Source organism: Actinosynnema sp. NPDC023587 (assembly GCF_040640215.1).
Classification (GTDB): Bacteria; Actinomycetota; Actinomycetes; order Mycobacteriales; family Pseudonocardiaceae; genus Actinosynnema.
Map to the genome: position 1 here is coordinate 541,515 of NZ_JBFABG010000003.1, position 15,931 is coordinate 557,445.

General features: G+C 70.1%; 13 protein-coding genes. 10 read left to right on the forward strand and 3 right to left on the reverse strand.

Annotation, left to right across the window (positions count from 1 at the left end):
• Window positions 1-33: 33 nt before the first annotated feature.
• The gene (locus AB0G01_RS11340; protein ID WP_360942781.1) at window positions 34-498 is read left to right on the forward strand and encodes a helix-turn-helix domain-containing protein; all 465 of its coding nucleotides are present in this window, start codon (window positions 34-36) and stop codon (window positions 496-498) included.
• Here AB0G01_RS11340 and AB0G01_RS11345 read toward each other — a convergent pair.
• On the reverse strand, window positions 491-1,600 hold the full coding sequence (locus AB0G01_RS11345; RefSeq protein WP_360942784.1) for a substrate-binding domain-containing protein: 1,110 nt from the start codon (window positions 1,598-1,600) through the stop codon (window positions 491-493). The two genes, AB0G01_RS11340 and AB0G01_RS11345, sit on opposite strands and share 8 nt — an antisense overlap.
• 309 nt (window positions 1,601-1,909) lie before the next feature.
• Here AB0G01_RS11345 and AB0G01_RS11350 point away from each other — a divergent pair, with 309 nt between their 5' ends.
• Complete coding sequence (locus AB0G01_RS11350) at window positions 1,910-3,637, forward strand: S8 family serine peptidase (protein ID WP_360942787.1); 1,728 nt, start codon at window positions 1,910-1,912, stop codon at window positions 3,635-3,637.
• Window positions 3,638-3,730: 93 nt separating this feature from the next.
• On the opposite strand, the gene AB0G01_RS11355 is transcribed toward AB0G01_RS11350, so the two are convergent.
• On the reverse strand, window positions 3,731-6,727 hold the full coding sequence (locus tag AB0G01_RS11355) for a glycine--tRNA ligase (RefSeq protein WP_360943308.1): 2,997 nt from the start codon (window positions 6,725-6,727) through the stop codon (window positions 3,731-3,733).
• Window positions 6,728-7,393: 666 nt separating this feature from the next.
• Here AB0G01_RS11355 and AB0G01_RS11360 point away from each other — a divergent pair.
• From AB0G01_RS11360 to AB0G01_RS11385, 6 genes are all read left to right on the forward strand, one after another.
• A complete protein-coding gene (locus tag AB0G01_RS11360) occupies window positions 7,394-8,830 on the forward strand; it encodes an LCP family protein (RefSeq protein ID WP_360942790.1) in 1,437 nt (478 codons plus the stop codon).
• A 64-nt stretch (window positions 8,831-8,894) separates the two neighbouring features.
• Window positions 8,895-9,554 (forward strand): ElyC/SanA/YdcF family protein, encoded by a 660-nt coding sequence (locus AB0G01_RS11365; RefSeq protein WP_360942792.1) that lies wholly within the window; start codon window positions 8,895-8,897, stop codon window positions 9,552-9,554.
• A gap of 130 nt (window positions 9,555-9,684) precedes the next feature.
• Window positions 9,685-10,167, forward strand: coding sequence for a helix-turn-helix transcriptional regulator (locus AB0G01_RS11370; RefSeq protein ID WP_360942795.1), 483 nt, complete (start codon window positions 9,685-9,687; stop codon window positions 10,165-10,167).
• A 70-nt stretch (window positions 10,168-10,237) separates the two neighbouring features.
• Window positions 10,238-11,455 (forward strand): MurT ligase domain-containing protein, encoded by a 1,218-nt coding sequence (locus AB0G01_RS11375; protein WP_360942798.1) that lies wholly within the window; start codon window positions 10,238-10,240, stop codon window positions 11,453-11,455.
• Window positions 11,452-12,153, forward strand: a complete 702-nt coding sequence (locus AB0G01_RS11380) for a glutamine amidotransferase (protein WP_360942801.1) — start codon at window positions 11,452-11,454, stop codon at window positions 12,151-12,153. The genes AB0G01_RS11375 and AB0G01_RS11380 overlap by 4 nt, the downstream gene beginning before the upstream one ends.
• A 605-nt stretch (window positions 12,154-12,758) precedes the next feature.
• Entirely contained in the window at window positions 12,759-13,220 is a 462-nt protein-coding gene (locus AB0G01_RS11385) for an NUDIX hydrolase (protein ID WP_360942804.1), read from the forward strand.
• Window positions 13,221-13,302: 82 nt separating this feature from the next.
• Here AB0G01_RS11385 and AB0G01_RS11390 read toward each other — a convergent pair whose 3' ends face one another.
• On the reverse strand, window positions 13,303-14,790 hold the full coding sequence (locus AB0G01_RS11390) for an NAD(P)/FAD-dependent oxidoreductase (protein ID WP_360943311.1): 1,488 nt from the start codon (window positions 14,788-14,790) through the stop codon (window positions 13,303-13,305).
• A 103-nt stretch (window positions 14,791-14,893) separates the two neighbouring features.
• On the opposite strand from AB0G01_RS11390, the gene AB0G01_RS11395 reads away from it, so the two are divergent.
• Together AB0G01_RS11395 and AB0G01_RS11400 are read left to right on the forward strand one after the other, a co-directional pair.
• Entirely contained in the window at window positions 14,894-15,472 is a 579-nt protein-coding gene (locus tag AB0G01_RS11395; RefSeq protein WP_360943314.1) for a TetR/AcrR family transcriptional regulator, read from the forward strand.
• Between the two features lie 118 nt (window positions 15,473-15,590).
• Window positions 15,591-15,866, forward strand: a complete 276-nt coding sequence (locus AB0G01_RS11400; protein WP_360942807.1) for a cupin domain-containing protein — start codon at window positions 15,591-15,593, stop codon at window positions 15,864-15,866.
• The last annotated feature ends 65 nt before the right edge of the window (window positions 15,867-15,931 follow it).

Below are 15,931 nucleotides of genomic sequence, written 5' to 3' on the forward strand. Positions count from 1 at the left end.
CCTCAGGGAACCTACTCACGTAGGCTCGGCCTCGTGCAGCGGACGGACTTCGGCGGGATGGCGTGCTCCATCGCCCGCACCGCGGACGTGATCGGCGAGCCGTGGTCGCCGCTGGTGCTGCGGAACGTCTACGTGGGCATCACCCGGTTCGACCAGATCCGGCAGCAGCTCGGCATCTCCCGCAAGGTGCTCGCCGAGCGCCTGCGGTGGCTGGTCGAATCCGACGTCCTGGACCGCCGCGAGTACGCCGCCAACCGGCACGAGTACGTGCTCACCGAACGCGGCCGAGAGCTCGTCGACGTCCTGATGGTCATGGCCCGCTGGGGTGACCGGTGGCTCGCGGGCGACGCCGGACCACCGGTGCTCTACCGCCACCGGACCTGCGGCGGGACCACCCACGTCACCCTGACCTGCGCGGACTGCGGCACCCCCATGGACGCCGACACCGTCGACGTCCTCCCCGGCCCCGGCGCGCGCCCGCCGGCCCCGGCTAGTTGACGAGGATTCCCAGCTCCTCGCACTCCTCGGCCACCTCGCCCGCGCACAGGTCGACCGACTTGACGACGCTCTGCGCGACCAGCCCCCGCACCTTGTCCCGGGTGATCAGGTCCGCGCCGAGCAGCACCGACTTCACGTCCCGGCGCGAGACCAGGTCACGGGTGTTGCCGGTGGCCAGGTCGTCCGCGCCGCTGAGGTCGCCGCGAGCCACCGCGATCGCCAGCCGGGCCGCCGCCTCGGCCTCGTCCCGGATCGGCTTGTGGATCGTCATGCACTGGTCGCCCAGCAGCACCGCGCGCAGGCCCTCGACCGTGGCGTCCTGCCCGGTCACCGGCACCCGCCCGGCCAGCCCCCTGGACTTCAGCACCTCGATCACCGCACCCGCCAGGGCGTCGTCCGCGGCCACCACGCCGTCCACCCGCCCGGCGTTGCCGTCGAGGATCTGCTCGAACGCGACCTTGGCCGCCGCCGGGTCCCACTTGTCGATGGGCTGGCTCTTGACCAGCTTCAGCGCGCCGCTCTCGTACTTGGGGCCGAGCGTGCGGCGCTGGCCGTCCGCGAACAGGGTGGCGTTGTTGTCCGTCGGCGAACCCTGGATCTCGATGATCTGCGCGCCCTGCTTGGTCCCCAGGCACTGCAACAAGCCCTCGGCCTGGAGCTCGCCGACGTTCAGGTTGTCGAAGGACACGTAGTAGTCGGCCGTCCCGCCGAGGCTGATCCGGTCGTAGTTGATCACCGGGATGCCCGCCTGCTTGGCCTTGCGCTCGACGGTCGCACCGCCCTCGGTGCTCAGCGGCGTGGTCATCAGCACCTTCACGCCGCGCTGGATCATCGAGTCGGCGATGCTCGCGAACTTCGCCTCGTCGCCCTCGGCGTTCTCGATCACCGGCTCGACGCCCGCGAAGTTGAGCGCGGACGCCAGCATGGGCCGGTCGAGCTCCTCCCAGCGGGACGACTCGCGGTCGGGGAGGATCACCCCGACCACCGGACGTTCGCCGGACGGGGTCGCGGGCGGGGGCGCGAGGGAGTCCACCTCGCCCCCGCACGAAGCCACGAACATCACGAGCACGGCGCAGGACGCCACTCCGCGTAGTCTTCGCATTCGTCAACCCCTAGCACGGGCCGCCCGCCCGCTGACCGCCGAAATTCGGATTGTGCGGATTCCACCCCCGGACCGCGGCTTCGTCAAGACGTAGCAACGACCGAGCGCCGAATGGACCGCACCAAAGGGCTTGTTGACCTTTATGGCTCATCGAAGCTGCTGGCAGACCCGTTACCGATAATCCGCGAAGTCACGCTCCGCGTACATTCGGCTACGTTACCGACTGGCGACGAAAGGCGTCTAACCACCGAAGATTTTCTGTGCCAGGGTGTCGCCCGACCCAACCCTGACCGGGTGTGAGGAGACAGCGTGCGAACACGCAGAATCGTTCCGTCGGCGCTGGTGGCGGCGACCACCGCAGCGCTACTGGTGAGCGGCACCCAGCCCGCTGCCGGGCAAGGCGAGACCGCCGACTTCACCGTAGTCGTCGAAGAAGGCGCGAACACGGCGGCGGCCCGAGCCGCCGTCACGGCCGCGGGTGGCCGGATCACCGGCGAGAACGCCGCTGTGGGCACCCTCACCGCGAAGGCACCGACCACCGGTTTCGTGCAGCGCGTCTCCGCCTCCGACGCGGTGCTCGGCGCGACGGCGGTGAAGCCGCTCGGCGAAGCACCCCAGGCCGGCCGAGGCCCCGGCAACCGCGAGTGGAAGGCCGTCGAGCGCGAGCACGTCGGCGCGAACAAGAACACGACCAAGAAGGCCCCGACCGCGACCGCCGGCATGGACCCCCTCGACGGCGACCTCTGGGGCCTGAAGCTGGTCCGCTCGGACATCGCGCGCGCCCGGCAGGCCGGTGACAAGCGGGTCTACGTCGGCATCCTCGACACCGGCGTCGACGGCACCCACCCGGACATCGCGCCCAACTTCAACCGCGAGCTGTCCCGCAACTTCACCATCGACATCCCCGCCGACCCGAACGGCGCGGAGGTCGACGGCCCGTGCGAGTTCCGCGGCTGCGTCGACCCGGCGGACCACGACGACAACGGCCACGGCACGCACGTCGCGGGCACCATCGGCGCGGCGGCGAACGGCTTCGGCGTCTCCGGCGTCGCGCCGAACGTGTCCCTGGTGAACATCCGCGGCGCGCAGGACTCGGGCTACTTCTTCCTCCAGCCGGTCCTCGACGCGATCACCTACGGCGCGGACGTCGGCCTCGACGTCATCAACATGTCGTTCTACATCGACCCGTGGTACATGAACTGCGTCGACAACCCGGCCGACAGCGCCGAGGCGAAGATCGAGCAGCGCGCCACGATCACGGCCGTCCAGCGGGCGCTCGACTACGCGCACCGCAAGGGCGTGACCCTGATCGCGGCCGGCGGCAACAACCACGAGGACCTCGGCAACCCGCGCAACGACGCCGCCAGCCCCAACTACCCGACGGGCTCGGCGTACGACCGCAAGATCGACAACAAGACCTGCATCCACCTCCCGACCGAGGGCGACCACGTCATCTCGATCTCGTCGCTCGGGCCGTCGACCCTCAAGGCCGACTACTCGAACTACGGCACCGAGCAGACCGACCTGTCCGCCCCCGGCGGCTACTTCCGCGACGGCTTCGGCACCCCCTGGTACCGGACCAACGAGAACCTGATCCGCTCCACGTACCCGCGCAACGTCGCACTGGCCGAGGGCAACGTCGACGAGGCCGGCAACGTCACGCCGAAGGGCGAGGAGGCCGGGGTCGCGAAGTACTGCCAGGGCGCGAAGTGCGGCTACTACCAGTACCTCCAGGGCACGTCCATGGCGGCACCGCACGCGGCCGGCGTGGCGGCACTCGTCGTGAGCCAGTACGGCAAGAAGGACAAGGCCCACCCCGGCACCCTGACCCTCGCGCCGGACAAGGTGGAGAAGGTCCTGATCAAGACGGCCACCGCGCGCGCCTGCCCGGTCCCGCGCACGGTGTCGTACGAGAACGTGGGCCGCACGCCGGAGTTCACGGCGACCTGCGTCGGTGACACGAAGTTCAACGGCTTCTACGGCCACGGGATCGTGGACGCCTACGGAGCGGTGACCCGAGGCGGAAACCACCTGTAGACCCCCACGCCGACGCCCCGCCCGGAAACGGGCGGGGCGTCGGCACACCCACGGTTGCGCGCGGTGCGCCCTCGGTTCCGACGATCCCGCGCCTCACCCCAGCGCGGTCCCCAGCGCCTCCCAGTCCAGCACAGGCGCGGCCAGGTCCCGGATGGTCGCCAACAACCCCAACCGAGCGGCCTTCACCGCGGGGTCTTCGGCCATCACCAGCACGTCCTCGAAGAACGCGTCGACCGCCCCGCTCAACCCGCCGACCGAGGCCACGAACGCCGCCACACCGGTGACCCCGCGGGGAACTTCGCTCAACGCCCCGTGCAGAGCCAGTTCAGCGGGCTCGACCAACGCCGAGGCGTCGTACCCCGCCTCCACCGAGGCCGGCACGATCCGCCGAACCCGCTGCAACGCCGCGACCAGCTCGGCGAACCCGGCCGACCCGACCAGCGCGCTCAGCTCGGCCAACGCCCGGTCCGCCACGGCGGGCGCATCCGCCAACGGCAACACCGCCTGCACGAACCGGTGGTCGTTCCCGGCGTCCAGCAACTGCTGCTCGTACCGCCGCACCACGAACTCCAGCGCACCCGCGTCAGCGCGAACCCCAGCGCCCGCCTCGGCACCGTCCCCGCCGGCCGGGGCGATGCCCTCGCCCGCCGACGCCAACGCCCGCGGCAAGGTGATCTCCCGCAACTCCGGGAACGCCCGCAGCACGCTCACCGCACCCAGCGCGGCGCGGCGCAACCCGAACGGGTCGGAGCTGCCCGTCGGGTTGGCACCGATCCCGAACAGCCCGGCCAGCAGGTCGAACCGGTCGGCCAGCGACAGCAGCGCGCCCGCCCGGGACGCCGGCAGCGCATCCCCCGCCGAGCGCGGCAACTCCATCTCGTACAGCGCCTGCGCGACCTCGGGCGTCTCCCCCGCCCGCACCGCGTACTCGCGGGCCATCACACCCGCCAGGCTGGACAGCTCGACCACCATCTGCGACCCGAGGTCGAACTTGGCGATCTCACCGGCCCGCGCCAACGTCGCGTCATCGCCGACACCACCGTCGCCGGCATTACCGCCGGCCATCGCGGCCAGGCGCTCGGCCAACGACGCGATCCGCCGGGCCCGGTCCGCCATGGAGCCGAGCTTGTCGGCGAAGGTCAGCTTCTCCAGCCCGGCCTTCATGTCCGCCAACGGCGTCCGCAGGTCGGCCCGCCAGAAGAAGGCCGCGTCCTCGTACCGGGCGCGCAACACCGCCTCGTTGCCCGCCCGCACCACGTCGACGTCCACGTCGCCGTTGGCCACCGCGACGAAGTGCGGCAGCAGCGCGCCGTCGGCATCGCGCACCGGCAGGTACCGCTGGTGCTTGCGCATCACCGTGGTGAGGATCTGCGACGGCAGCTCCAGGTACTCGGCGTCGAACGCCCCGAGGATCGGCGTGGGCCGCTCGACCAGGTTCGTCACCTCGTCCAGCACGCCGTCGAAGTCGACGACCCCGACGCCGGCCACCAGTTCCCCGGCACGGGCCACGATCTCCGACCGCCGGGCCTCCGCCGAGACCACGATCCCGTGCGACGCCAGGAAGTCGACGTACCCGTCGGCGGTGGACACCGGCACCTCGGGCGACTCGGCGGTCCGGTGCACCCGCGTCGTGGTCCCGGACGCCAGGGACGACACCGCGACCGGCACCGGCACGGTCCCCAGCAGCGCGAGCAGCCACCGGATCGGCCGGGTGAACGACAGCTTCGGGTCGTTCCACCTCATGTTCTTCTCGGCCCGCAGTTCGGCCACCACGGACCCGAGCAACGGCCCGAGCACGTCGACCGCGCCACCGCCGACCACGGTCCGCACGACGGCGACGTGCTCGACGCCGTTCTCCACGACCCGGCCCAGCTCCGCGACGTCGACGCCCTGCCCGCGCGCGAACCCGGACGCGGCCTTGGTCGGCGCGCCCGAGGCGTCGAACGCGGCGGACACCCGGGGTCCGCGCGTGGTCTTCTCGGCGTCCGGCTCGCGCGGCGCGACGTCGGCCACCAGCACGACGATCCGCCGGGGCGTCCCGAAGACCTCGACCGCGCCGTGCTCCAGCCGCGTCGCGGCGAGCTTCCCGGTCACCGCCGCCCGCACCGCCTCGACGGTCCGGGTCACCTCGGCCGGCGGCAGCTCCTCGGTACCGATCTCGAACAGCAGCGCACCGGCACCGGTCACGGCTGCGGCACCGGCCGGAGCCACGGCCGCCGGGAGCGCGGGGACGGTGCCCAACGGGTGCCCCAGCTCCTCGCGCCGCGCCGCCCACAGCGCCGCCACCTCACGCGACAGCCCCCGCATCCGGGCGAACGCCCGAGCCCGCTCGGTGGTGCTGATCGCCCCGCGGGCGTCCAGCACGTTGAACGCGTGCGAGCACTTCAGCACGAGGTTGTGCGCGGGCATCGGCAGGCGCTCGTCGAGCATCCGCCGGGCCTCGCCGGCGTACTCCTCGAACAGCCGCTTGTTGGCCTCGACGTCGGCGTCGTCCAGGTAGTAGCGGGACATCTCGTACTCGGCCTGGCCGAACGCCTCGCCGTAGGAGATGCCGGGCGCGTAGGCGATGTCCTTGAAGTGGTCCACGCCCTGCAACGCCATCATGATGCGCTCGATGCCGTAGGTGATCTCCACCGACACCGGGTCCAGCGACATGCCGCCGGCCTGCTGGAAGTAGGTGAACTGGGTGATCTCCAGCCCGTCCAGCCACACCTCCCAGCCCAGTCCCCACGCGCCGAGCGCCGGCGAGGCCCAGTTGTCCTCGACGAACCGCACGTCGTGCGCGCGCACGTCGATGCCCAGCGCTTCGAGGCTGCCCAGGTAGAGCTCCTGCGGGTCGCCCGGGTCCGGCTTGAGGATCACCTGGAACTGCGTGTGCGTCTGCAACCGGTTGGGGTTCTCGCCGTACCGGGCGTCGTCGGGGCGCACGCTCGGTTCCACGTAGGCGACCCGCCACGGCTCGGGGCCGAGCACCCGCAGCACGGTGGCCGGGTTCAACGTGCCGGCACCGACCTCGGTGTTGTACGGCTGCACGACGATGCAGCCCCGTTCGGTCCAGTACCTGGTCAGCGCGAGCAGCGCGTCCTGCATCGTGAGCACGGGGGGAGTCTACGAACGCGTCGTCACCGGGTTCACAATCGGGCTACTTCGCTGGTCATCATTCGTCAAGACCCGGTATCACCTCCTCACGAAAGTAGCTGTGTCAGGCTTTGGGCAACCCCAGAGCCAGCCGGGACGTCCACCAGGGCACACCCCGGAACACAGGGAGGAGCGCGAGTGGACAACCGGCCGCCGAGGCCAGGCGAACCCGACGGGTTCCGCAGGCGACCAGTTCCCCCTCGTCGCGACGGCGCGCAGCCCTCGCGTCGCCCGGACGAGCCGAGAGGCCGTGCCGTGCCGCCCCACCCGCGCTCCGACCAGCCGCGAGCCATTCCGCCCAGGTCGGAGGCCCCTCGCCGGGAAGAACCGCGCCGGCCGGACGGCCGCCGCGCGCCCGAGGAGCCCCGCCGCGCACCGGACGCCCGCCGCACTCCCGGGCAGCCTCCCCGCGCAGTCCAGGAGCCGCGCCGCGCCCCGCAGGAACCACGCCGCACCGTCCAGGAGCCGCGCCGCGCCCCGCAGAGCCCGCCGCGACGCGCCCCGCAGAGCGCCCGCTCCGCGCGGGGCCCCGGCGGCCCGCCCCAGCGGCCGGGCACCGGCCGGACCGGCCCGCCGCGCGGACGTGAGCCGAGGTCGGGATCGCTGGCCGGTCGCGCGGTGGCCGCGTTCTGCTCGGTGGTCGTGCTGCTGGGCACGGGCTACGCGTGGTCGAACTTCCAGTCGCTGACGGACAACCTGACCACGACGGACGTGATCGGCGAGGGCGGCGGCGGCGAGCGCCCGGCGGACGGGTCGATCGACATCCTGATGGTCGGCATGGACAGCCGCACCGACGCCAAGGGCAACCCGCTGCCGCAGCACGTGCTGGACGAGCTCCAGGCCGGCGACGAGACCGCCGGCGGTCTCAACACCGACACGCTGATCCTGCTGCACATCCCGAACGACACCGGCAAGGCGGTCGCGGTGTCGTTCCCGCGCGACGCGTACGTCAAGATCGCGGGCGGCTACGGCCGGCACAAGATCAACTCCGCGTACGGGTACGCGAAGAACGACGCGGTGACGAACCTCCAGAAGAAGGGCGTCACCGACCCCGCGCAGGTCGAGCAGGAGTCGAAGAAGGAAGGCGCGAAGAACCTCATCGACACGGTCCAGGACCTGACCGGCGTCACCGTCGACCACTACGCCGAGATCAACCTCGTCGGCTTCTACGACATCACCAAGGCCGTGGGCGGCGTGGACGTGTGCCTGAACGAGGCCACCCAGGACGACTTCTCCGGCGCGGACTTCGCCGCCGGGCCGCAGACCATCGAGGGGCGCGACGCCCTCGCGTTCGTCCGCCAGCGGCACGGGCTGCTGCGCGGCGACCTGGACCGGATCGTCCGCCAGCAGGTGTTCATGGCGGGCCTGGCGAAGAAGATGCTGTCCGCCGGCACGCTGTCCGACCCGGGCAAGCTGCGCGCGATGATCGACGCGCTGACCAAGTCGATCGTGCTGGACAAGAACTGGGACGTGCTGAAGTTCGCCACCCAGATGAAGGACCTGTCGGGCGGCAACATCGAGTTCGAGACGATCCCGACCGGCGACCCCGAGCTGATCACGCCCGAGGACGGCCAGGCGATCGAGGTCATCGACTCCGACGTCCGGAAGTTCTTCAAGAAGCTCAACGGCGACCCGGACGCGGGCACCGTCGCCACCACCACGGCCGTGGACCCGGCGACGGTGACCGTCGAGGTGCGCAACGCCTCGGGCACGCCGGGGCTGGCGGGGCGGGTGCTCCAGGCGCTGGTCGCGAAGAAGTACCTGGACGGCGGCGCGGCCAACGCCGACCCGGCCGTGACGTCCGCGGTGCGGTACGGCAAGGGTGGCGAGGCCGGTGCGAACGCGGTGGCGGAGACGCTGGGCGGTCTGAACACCGCGGAGGACGTCGACATCCCGGCCGGTCGGGTGCGGGTCTTCGTGGGCAGCGACTACGCCGGCCCGGGGACCCAGAGCCTGATGGGCGCGCCGCTGCTGACCCTGGACGGCGCGCACCGGCAGCCGGCCACCACCACCGGGGCACCGATCACCGCGGACGGGGTGCGCTGCGTCAACTGACCCGAGGGTCCGGAGCCGGGAACCGGCGGCCAGGGCTCGCGGAAACCGGCACCGAGGAGCTCGGATGGGGTTCGCCAAGAAGATCCGGTGGCGACGGGTGCTGCTGGTGGCGGCCCTGCTGGCGGCCGTCGGGTCGACGCCGTGGGTGTGGGTGCTGACGTCGAGCGCCCCTTACCGGCACACGGCGCACGACGTTCCCGACGCGCCGGTGGCGCTGGTGCTCGGCGCGGGGTTGACGGACGGTCGGCCGACGCCGTTCCTGGCGGGCCGGCTCGACGTGGCGGCCGACCTGTACCGGCGGGGGAAGGTCGAGGTGCTGCTGGTCAGCGGCGACAACAGCCGCGTGGAGTACGACGAGCCGAGCGCGATGCGGGCCTACCTGGTGGCCCAGGGCGTGCCCGACCGGGTGATCGTGGCGGACTACGCCGGACTGGACACCTGGGACTCGTGCACGCGGGCCCGGCGGATCTTCGGCGTGGAGCGGGCCACGGTGGTGACCCAGGAGTTCCACCTGCCGCGCGCGGTCGCGCTGTGCCGGGAGGCCGGGCTGGAGGCGTTCGGGGTGGGCCACGACACGTGGGAGTGGACCACCACGACGGCGTACGGCTACTTCCGCGAGGCGTTCGCGAGCGGCAAGGCCCTGTGGGACAGCCTCGTCGTGGACCGGGACCCGACTTTCCTCGGCCCCCTGGAAAGTGGCGTGACCAGGGCTCTTGAGTACTGAACACCTACTGTGAGTACTTCTCGATTAGCCCGATCGGGTTATGTTTGGGTGGACTCGCGTAAGCGGACGGCACGTCGCGCTTTCCATGTCCGTGGGGTCTGTCGGCCCCCGCGAACATGGAGGATAGACGGTGCAGATCGACACAGCGGCATACCAACGTGTGCTGGGTGATGAGCTCCGTAGCCTTCGCAAGCAGCGTGGATGGACCCGCAAGGAGCTCAACCGCCGGCTGCAAAGCGAAATCTCGCTACAGACGCTGGCCACCTACGAACTGGGCACCCGGCAGTGCTCCGTGGTGAGACTCGTGGAGATCTGCGTCGCGCTCGGCGTGCCCGCGCACCACGTGCTGGCCCGGGTGCACGACCGCGTGTTCGGCGACGCCCCCGCCGGTCACCTGTCGGTCGACCTGGCCACGGTCGTGGCCGACACCCGGCAGCAACTGCTCCCGCTGCGCCGCTGGGCGCAGGGCCGGCTGCACCAGCTCGCCCCCGGTCAGGCCGCCGAGGTGCACCTCGACCTGCCGGCGCTGGAGTACATGGCGCAGTTGTGCCAGCTCAGCACCGTGGACCTGATCAGGACCCTGCGGGAATTGGACCGGAGCCGCCCCCGGTAGCATCGGCGGCATCCCTTCTACCGACGCGGGAAGTCGCTTGCCGAACACTCCTGGTACAGACCCTGCCCGCTTGCCGTTGCGCACCGCGGCGGCCGTGCGCCTGGGCAACATGAGCTCGAAGCTGTCGCAGAAGATGGGCCTGGGCGCGGGCGGCATGATCGGTGGCCGCGTGGCGCTCCGGCTCGACCCGCAGGCGCTGGCGCACCTGACGTCCGGCCGTTCGGTCGCCCTGATCACGGGCACCAACGGCAAGACGACGAGCACGATGATGCTCAGCCGCGCCATGTCCTACCTCGGGCAGATCGCCACCAACCACGGTGGCGCGAACATGCCGGACGGGCACGTGACGGCGCTGTCCAAGCAGCCGGACGCCCCGTACGCGGTGCTGGAGGTGGACGAGGGGTACTTCCCCGAGGTCTGCCGGGCGTCCGCGCCGGCGGTCGCCGTGCTGCTGAACCTGTCGCGCGACCAGCTCGACCGGGTCGGCGAGGTGCGGACCATCGAGAAGTCGTTGCGCACGGCGCTGACCGACGTGCCCGGCGTGGTCGTGGCGAACTGCGACGACATCATGGTCACGTCGGCCGCCCGCGACGCGGGTCGCGTGGTGTGGGTCGCGACCGGAACCGGGTGGCACAACGACGCGGCGTCCTGCCCCCGGTGCGGCGACCCGATCCGCTGGCAGGGTGAGCACTGGCAGTGCACGGGCTGCGACCTGGCCCGACCGCGCCCCGACTGGGTCACCGGCGACGGTTTCCTGCTCACGCCCGAAGGCGCGAAGGTGCCGCTGGCCCTGCGGCTGCCGGGCAAGTTCAACCAGGCCAACGCGGTGATGGCGGTCGCGGCGGCGTTCGCGCTCGGCGTGCCCGTGGCGGAGGCCGTGGAGCGGCTGCGCGGCGTGTCGAACGTGGCCGGGCGCTACCGGACGATCCAGCGCAGCGGCCACCGGGCGCGCCTGCTGCTGTCGAAGAACCCGGCCGGGTGGAGCGAGACGCTGACCGTGGTCCGCGAGGCCGACCACCCCGCCGTGCTGGTGATCAACGCCCAGGAAGCGGACGGGCGGGACCTGTCGTGGCTGTGGGACGTGCCCTTCGAGCGGTTGCGCGGGAGGCAGGTCATCGCGTCCGGTGAACGGGCGACGGACCTGGCCGTGCGCCTGACGTACGCCGAGGTCGAGCACACGATCGTGCCGGACCCGTTGCAGGCGATCGACGCCATGCCGGCCGGGCCGGTCGAGGTCATCGCCAACTACACCGCTTTCCGGGACCTGAACGCGAGGGCAGCCCAGTGACCGTTTCGATCGCGTTGGTGCTGCCGGACCTGCTGGGGACCTACGGCGACTTCGGCAACGCGGTGGTGCTGGAGAAGCGGATGACGTGGCGCGGGATTCCCGCCGAGATCGTCACGGTCCGGTTCGGCGAGTCCGTCCCGTCGTCCTGCGACATCTACGTGGTGGGCGGCGGTGAGGACACCGCCCAGACGTTGGCGGTCCGGCACCTCCGGGAACACCCCGGGATGCAGCGGGCGGCCCAGCGCGGCGCTGTGGTGCTCGGCGTGTGCGCCGGAATCCAGATCTTCGGCGAGTCGTTCACCCGGGCCGACCAGGTCACGCACGGCGGGCTCGGGCTGATCGACTCCACCTCGCACGCGGGCGGCAGCCGGGCCATCGGCGAGGTCGTGGCCACTCCCGCGAACGGCCTGTTCGAGGGGGTGCTGACCGGGTTCGAGAACCACCAGGGACGCACGGTGCTCGGACCTTCCGCCCGGCCGTTGGCCCACGTGAAGGTGGGGACCGGGAACGACGGCTCGGTGGAGGGGGCGGTGCAGGGTCGAATCCTGTGCACGTACCTGCACGGGCCCGTGCTGCCCCGGAACCCGCAACTGGCCGATCTGCTGATCAAATGGGCGACGGGTGACGAGCTGGCCCCGTTGGACCTTCCGGCGGTGGACCGACTGCGCCGTGAGCGGGCCAAGGCTGCCGGAGTCTGAGCCCGATCGGGCGAGGCTTTGCCTGGTGGTGAGGCTCTTGTCTGGTGGCAGGGCTTGCCTGGTGGCGAGGCTGTGTGGTGGGCGTGGCCAGGCCGCTCTGGCGGCCTGGTTGTCGGTGCCCCGTGGGATGATGGTGTCGGGGGCCGGAGGCCAGAGCCGGGCGTCGTAGGCCGGGGTTGTAGGCAGCGCCCGGCACAAAGCGGAAAGCCAAGGGCGTCCTCGCCGGACGGGCGAGCCGCCAAGGATGACCAATGCGGTGGGCGTTGTGTCATCCCTGCATGGCCCGATCACGACTTGCGTAAACAGTTGCGATCTTGGGCGTCCGGAGTCTGTGGCACGCGGGCGTCCTATCCGATGTGGACCGTTCCGGCGTCTGCACGGCCCCTGCGAGGCAGAGGTGATGTAGACCCCGCGCGGGAGGAACTCCTGATCAGAACGTGGTCGACGCCCCTCGTTCGGACTGCCCGGCCAGCGCTACACTCAGTAGTCGATGGTCTTGTTTCCGTCAAGAAGGTGATGGCGATCCTGGTTCAGCATCCCCCGGGAAAACCCGGTGTCGAACTTGAGAAGCTCGCGCAGCGCGTCGGCATCGCACCGGCGATGTGATGACAGACCCGGCTGACAACTTTGCGACACCGCGCCTGGCGGCCGGTGCCCTCTTCGTCCGGGATCACGCGCTGCTGCTGGTCCGCAAGACGTACGGCAACGGGTGGGACATTCCCGGCGGGTATGTGGATCGAGGCGAGTCGCCTGCCGCCGCTTGCGAGCGGGAAGTTCGCGAGGAGTTGGGCTTGGCTCGAACGGTCCGGCGGATGCTGGTCCACGACTGGGCACCGAATGAATCGGAAGGCGACAAAGTCCTCTACGTGTTCGACTGCGGCGACCTCGGCGATGACGAGCGGCGAATCGAACTCGACGGGAACGAGCTCGCCGAAACCAAGTGGGTCACCGTTGACAAGATTGGGAATTACGTGATCCCACGGCTTGAACGGCGGCTCACCCAGGCATATCACGCCCATACGTCCGGCGTCACCCTCAACCTCGAACACGGCCGACCACGAAACTGACGAGCGGGCACTCGTAAGGCACCAAATTCTGGATAGCGTACGAGTATGGTACGACGTGGTGGGTGGGGTGCGCCGGCGCGGTTTATGTCGAGACTCGCTCTCTGCGGATTCTGGTAAGGGCGTAGTCCTGAGCCTTGACTGTTCTCGTCTTCATCCAGTAGCGCCAGGTGAAGCCCGGCCAGATCGTGCGGTTGATTCCTTGGGCGTCCAGGTACCAGCTCTTGCAGCCACCTTCGGTCCAGACGCCCTTGGTGAGCTTTCGTTGCAATTGCTTGTTGAACCTTGCCTGGACTTCCAGGCGCACGTCGATTTCGTCTGCCTGGTGACGGTCGAGCAGGCTTAGGCATTGACGGACGTAACGGATCTGGGATTCGATCATGAAGACCACCGAGTTGTGGCCCAGGCCCGTGTTCGGGCCCAGCAGGAAGAACAAGTTCGGGAAACCCGACACGGTGATTCCGCAGTACGTTTCGATACCCTTCTCCTTCCAGAGCCCGGCCAGGTTCTGGCCGTCCTTGCCCTGGATGTCGAGGTAGTCGAAGCTGTCCACCACGTGAAATCCGGTGCCGTAGATGATCGCATCGACTTCGTGTTCCACGCCCGTCTGGTCGATGATGCTGTTCGCTTTCACCTCGGCGATGCCGTGGGTGTTCAGGGCGACCGTCGATTTCATCAGGGCCGGGTAGTAGTCGTTCGAGATGAGTACCCGTTTGCACCCCATCGTGTAATCCGGCTTCAGCTTGGCGCGCAGTTCCTCATCGGGCACCTGGGAGTGCAGGTGCCGCTGGGCGATTTTCTGCGCCAGTTCCATGATCTTCGGGTTGACCGCGAAGCCCAGCGCGCTGGATTCCCTCATCCAGTAGACGAAATTCCGGTAGAGGCGTTGGGTGACGGGAACCGTTCGGAAGAGTTTCCGCTCCCACGTGTTGATCGACCGGTCCGCCTTGGGCATGACCCAGGGCGGGGTGCGCTGGAAGAGCGTCAGCTCGTCGACGTCGTCGGCGATTCTCGGGACGAATTGGATGGCCGAGGCACCGGTGCCGACCACCGCGACCTTCTTGCCCGCGAGGTCGTAGTCGTGAGCCCAGTGCGCCGAGTGGAAAGTCCTGCCCTCGAACTTCTCGATCCCCGGCAGTCGGGGGATGTTCGGGATGTGGAGGGCACCCACTCCCGCGACCACCGCTTTCGCGGTGTACATGTCGCCGCTTTTCGTCTTGACGTGCCAGACCTTGTCAATCTCGTCCCACCGGGCTCTGACGACCTCTGAGTCGAACCGGATGTGGTCGCGCAGGCGGTACTTGTCCGCCACCTTCTTCAGGTAGTCCCAGATCTCCGGCTGCCGGGCGAACATCCTCGACCACCGGGGGTTGAGCTCGAACGAGAACGAGTACAGGTGCGACGGGACGTCGCACGCGCAGCCGGGGTACGAGTTGTCCCGCCAGGTGCCGCCCAGGTCGCTCGCCTTCTCCAGCACGACGAAATCGCGCTCACCCGTGCGCTTCAGCTCGATCGCCATGCCCAGGCCCGAGAAACCCGTGCCGATGACCAGGACCTTGACCTCTCGGTGCATCCCGTCCTCCAAGTCCAGCCCCATACCGATCAGTAGGTTACTCGAAGTAACTTACCTGCGGTAGCCTCGCCCGGTGACCACGACGGAGCCGCGTCGCAAGCGGATGCCCAAGGCGCAGCGCAAGGCCCAGATGCTCGACGTCGCCGAGCGGGTCTTCGCCGAACGCGGCTACCTGGCGGCGTCGATGGACGAGATCGCCGAACTCGTCGGGGTCTCCAAGCCGATGCTCTACGAGTACTTCGGCTCCAAGGAGGGCCTGCTCATCGGGTGCGTCCACCGCGCCCGCACCGAACTCCTCGAACGCACGCGGCAGGCGATCGCGGGAGCGTCGTCGGCCGAGGAGATGCTGAGGCAGGGCTTGACGGCGTTCTTCGAGTTCATCGCCGAGCACAACCGGTCGTGGTCGCTGCTGCGCCAGGAGGCGGCGGTGACCGTGCCCTCGGCGGTGGCGGAGATCGAGGGCATCCGGCGGCAGCAGACGGACCTGATCACGGCGGTCATCGCCGGGTTCGACAGCGGTGTGGACGCGATCGAGGCCGAGGCGTTCGCGGAGATCGTGGTCGGGTCGGCGGAACGGCTGGCGTTGTGGTGCGAGCGCCGCCCGGAGGTGGGGCCGGAGTCGGCCGCGCACTACGTGATGGACGTCGTGTGGCGGGGCGTGGCGGACCGGCTTTCGGGCTGATCGCGGCCGGGCGCTCACGTTGCGCCCAGGACACCGGGGGTTCGCCGGGCTGAGGACGTGGAACGGCTGCCGGCGGTCGGGGGCTGGTACGGGATCAGGCCGGGCGGGACCGACACGGGTGGACGGTGAGATCACGTTCGACACCGCGACCGATGCCGTGGTGGTGGGTGCGGGCGGGTCGTTGGCGGTGCCGCGCGGAACCCCGCACGGCTTCCGCAACGACACGGCGTCACCTGCGCGTTGTCTGATGGTGTTCACGTCGGCCGGGTACGAGGACTACTTCCGCGAGGTGTCGCGGATGGTGGCGGTCGGGCATGAGCCGACCGCCGAGGAGTGGGACGTGTTGCGGGTGGATTGTCAGACCACGCGGTGGGAGCGGCCTGCGAAACGGTGAGGGCACCCGGCGCAAGGACGCTCCCGGGGGCATTGGTGCGGATGGGTGGGTGCGGGTTCGTCGTC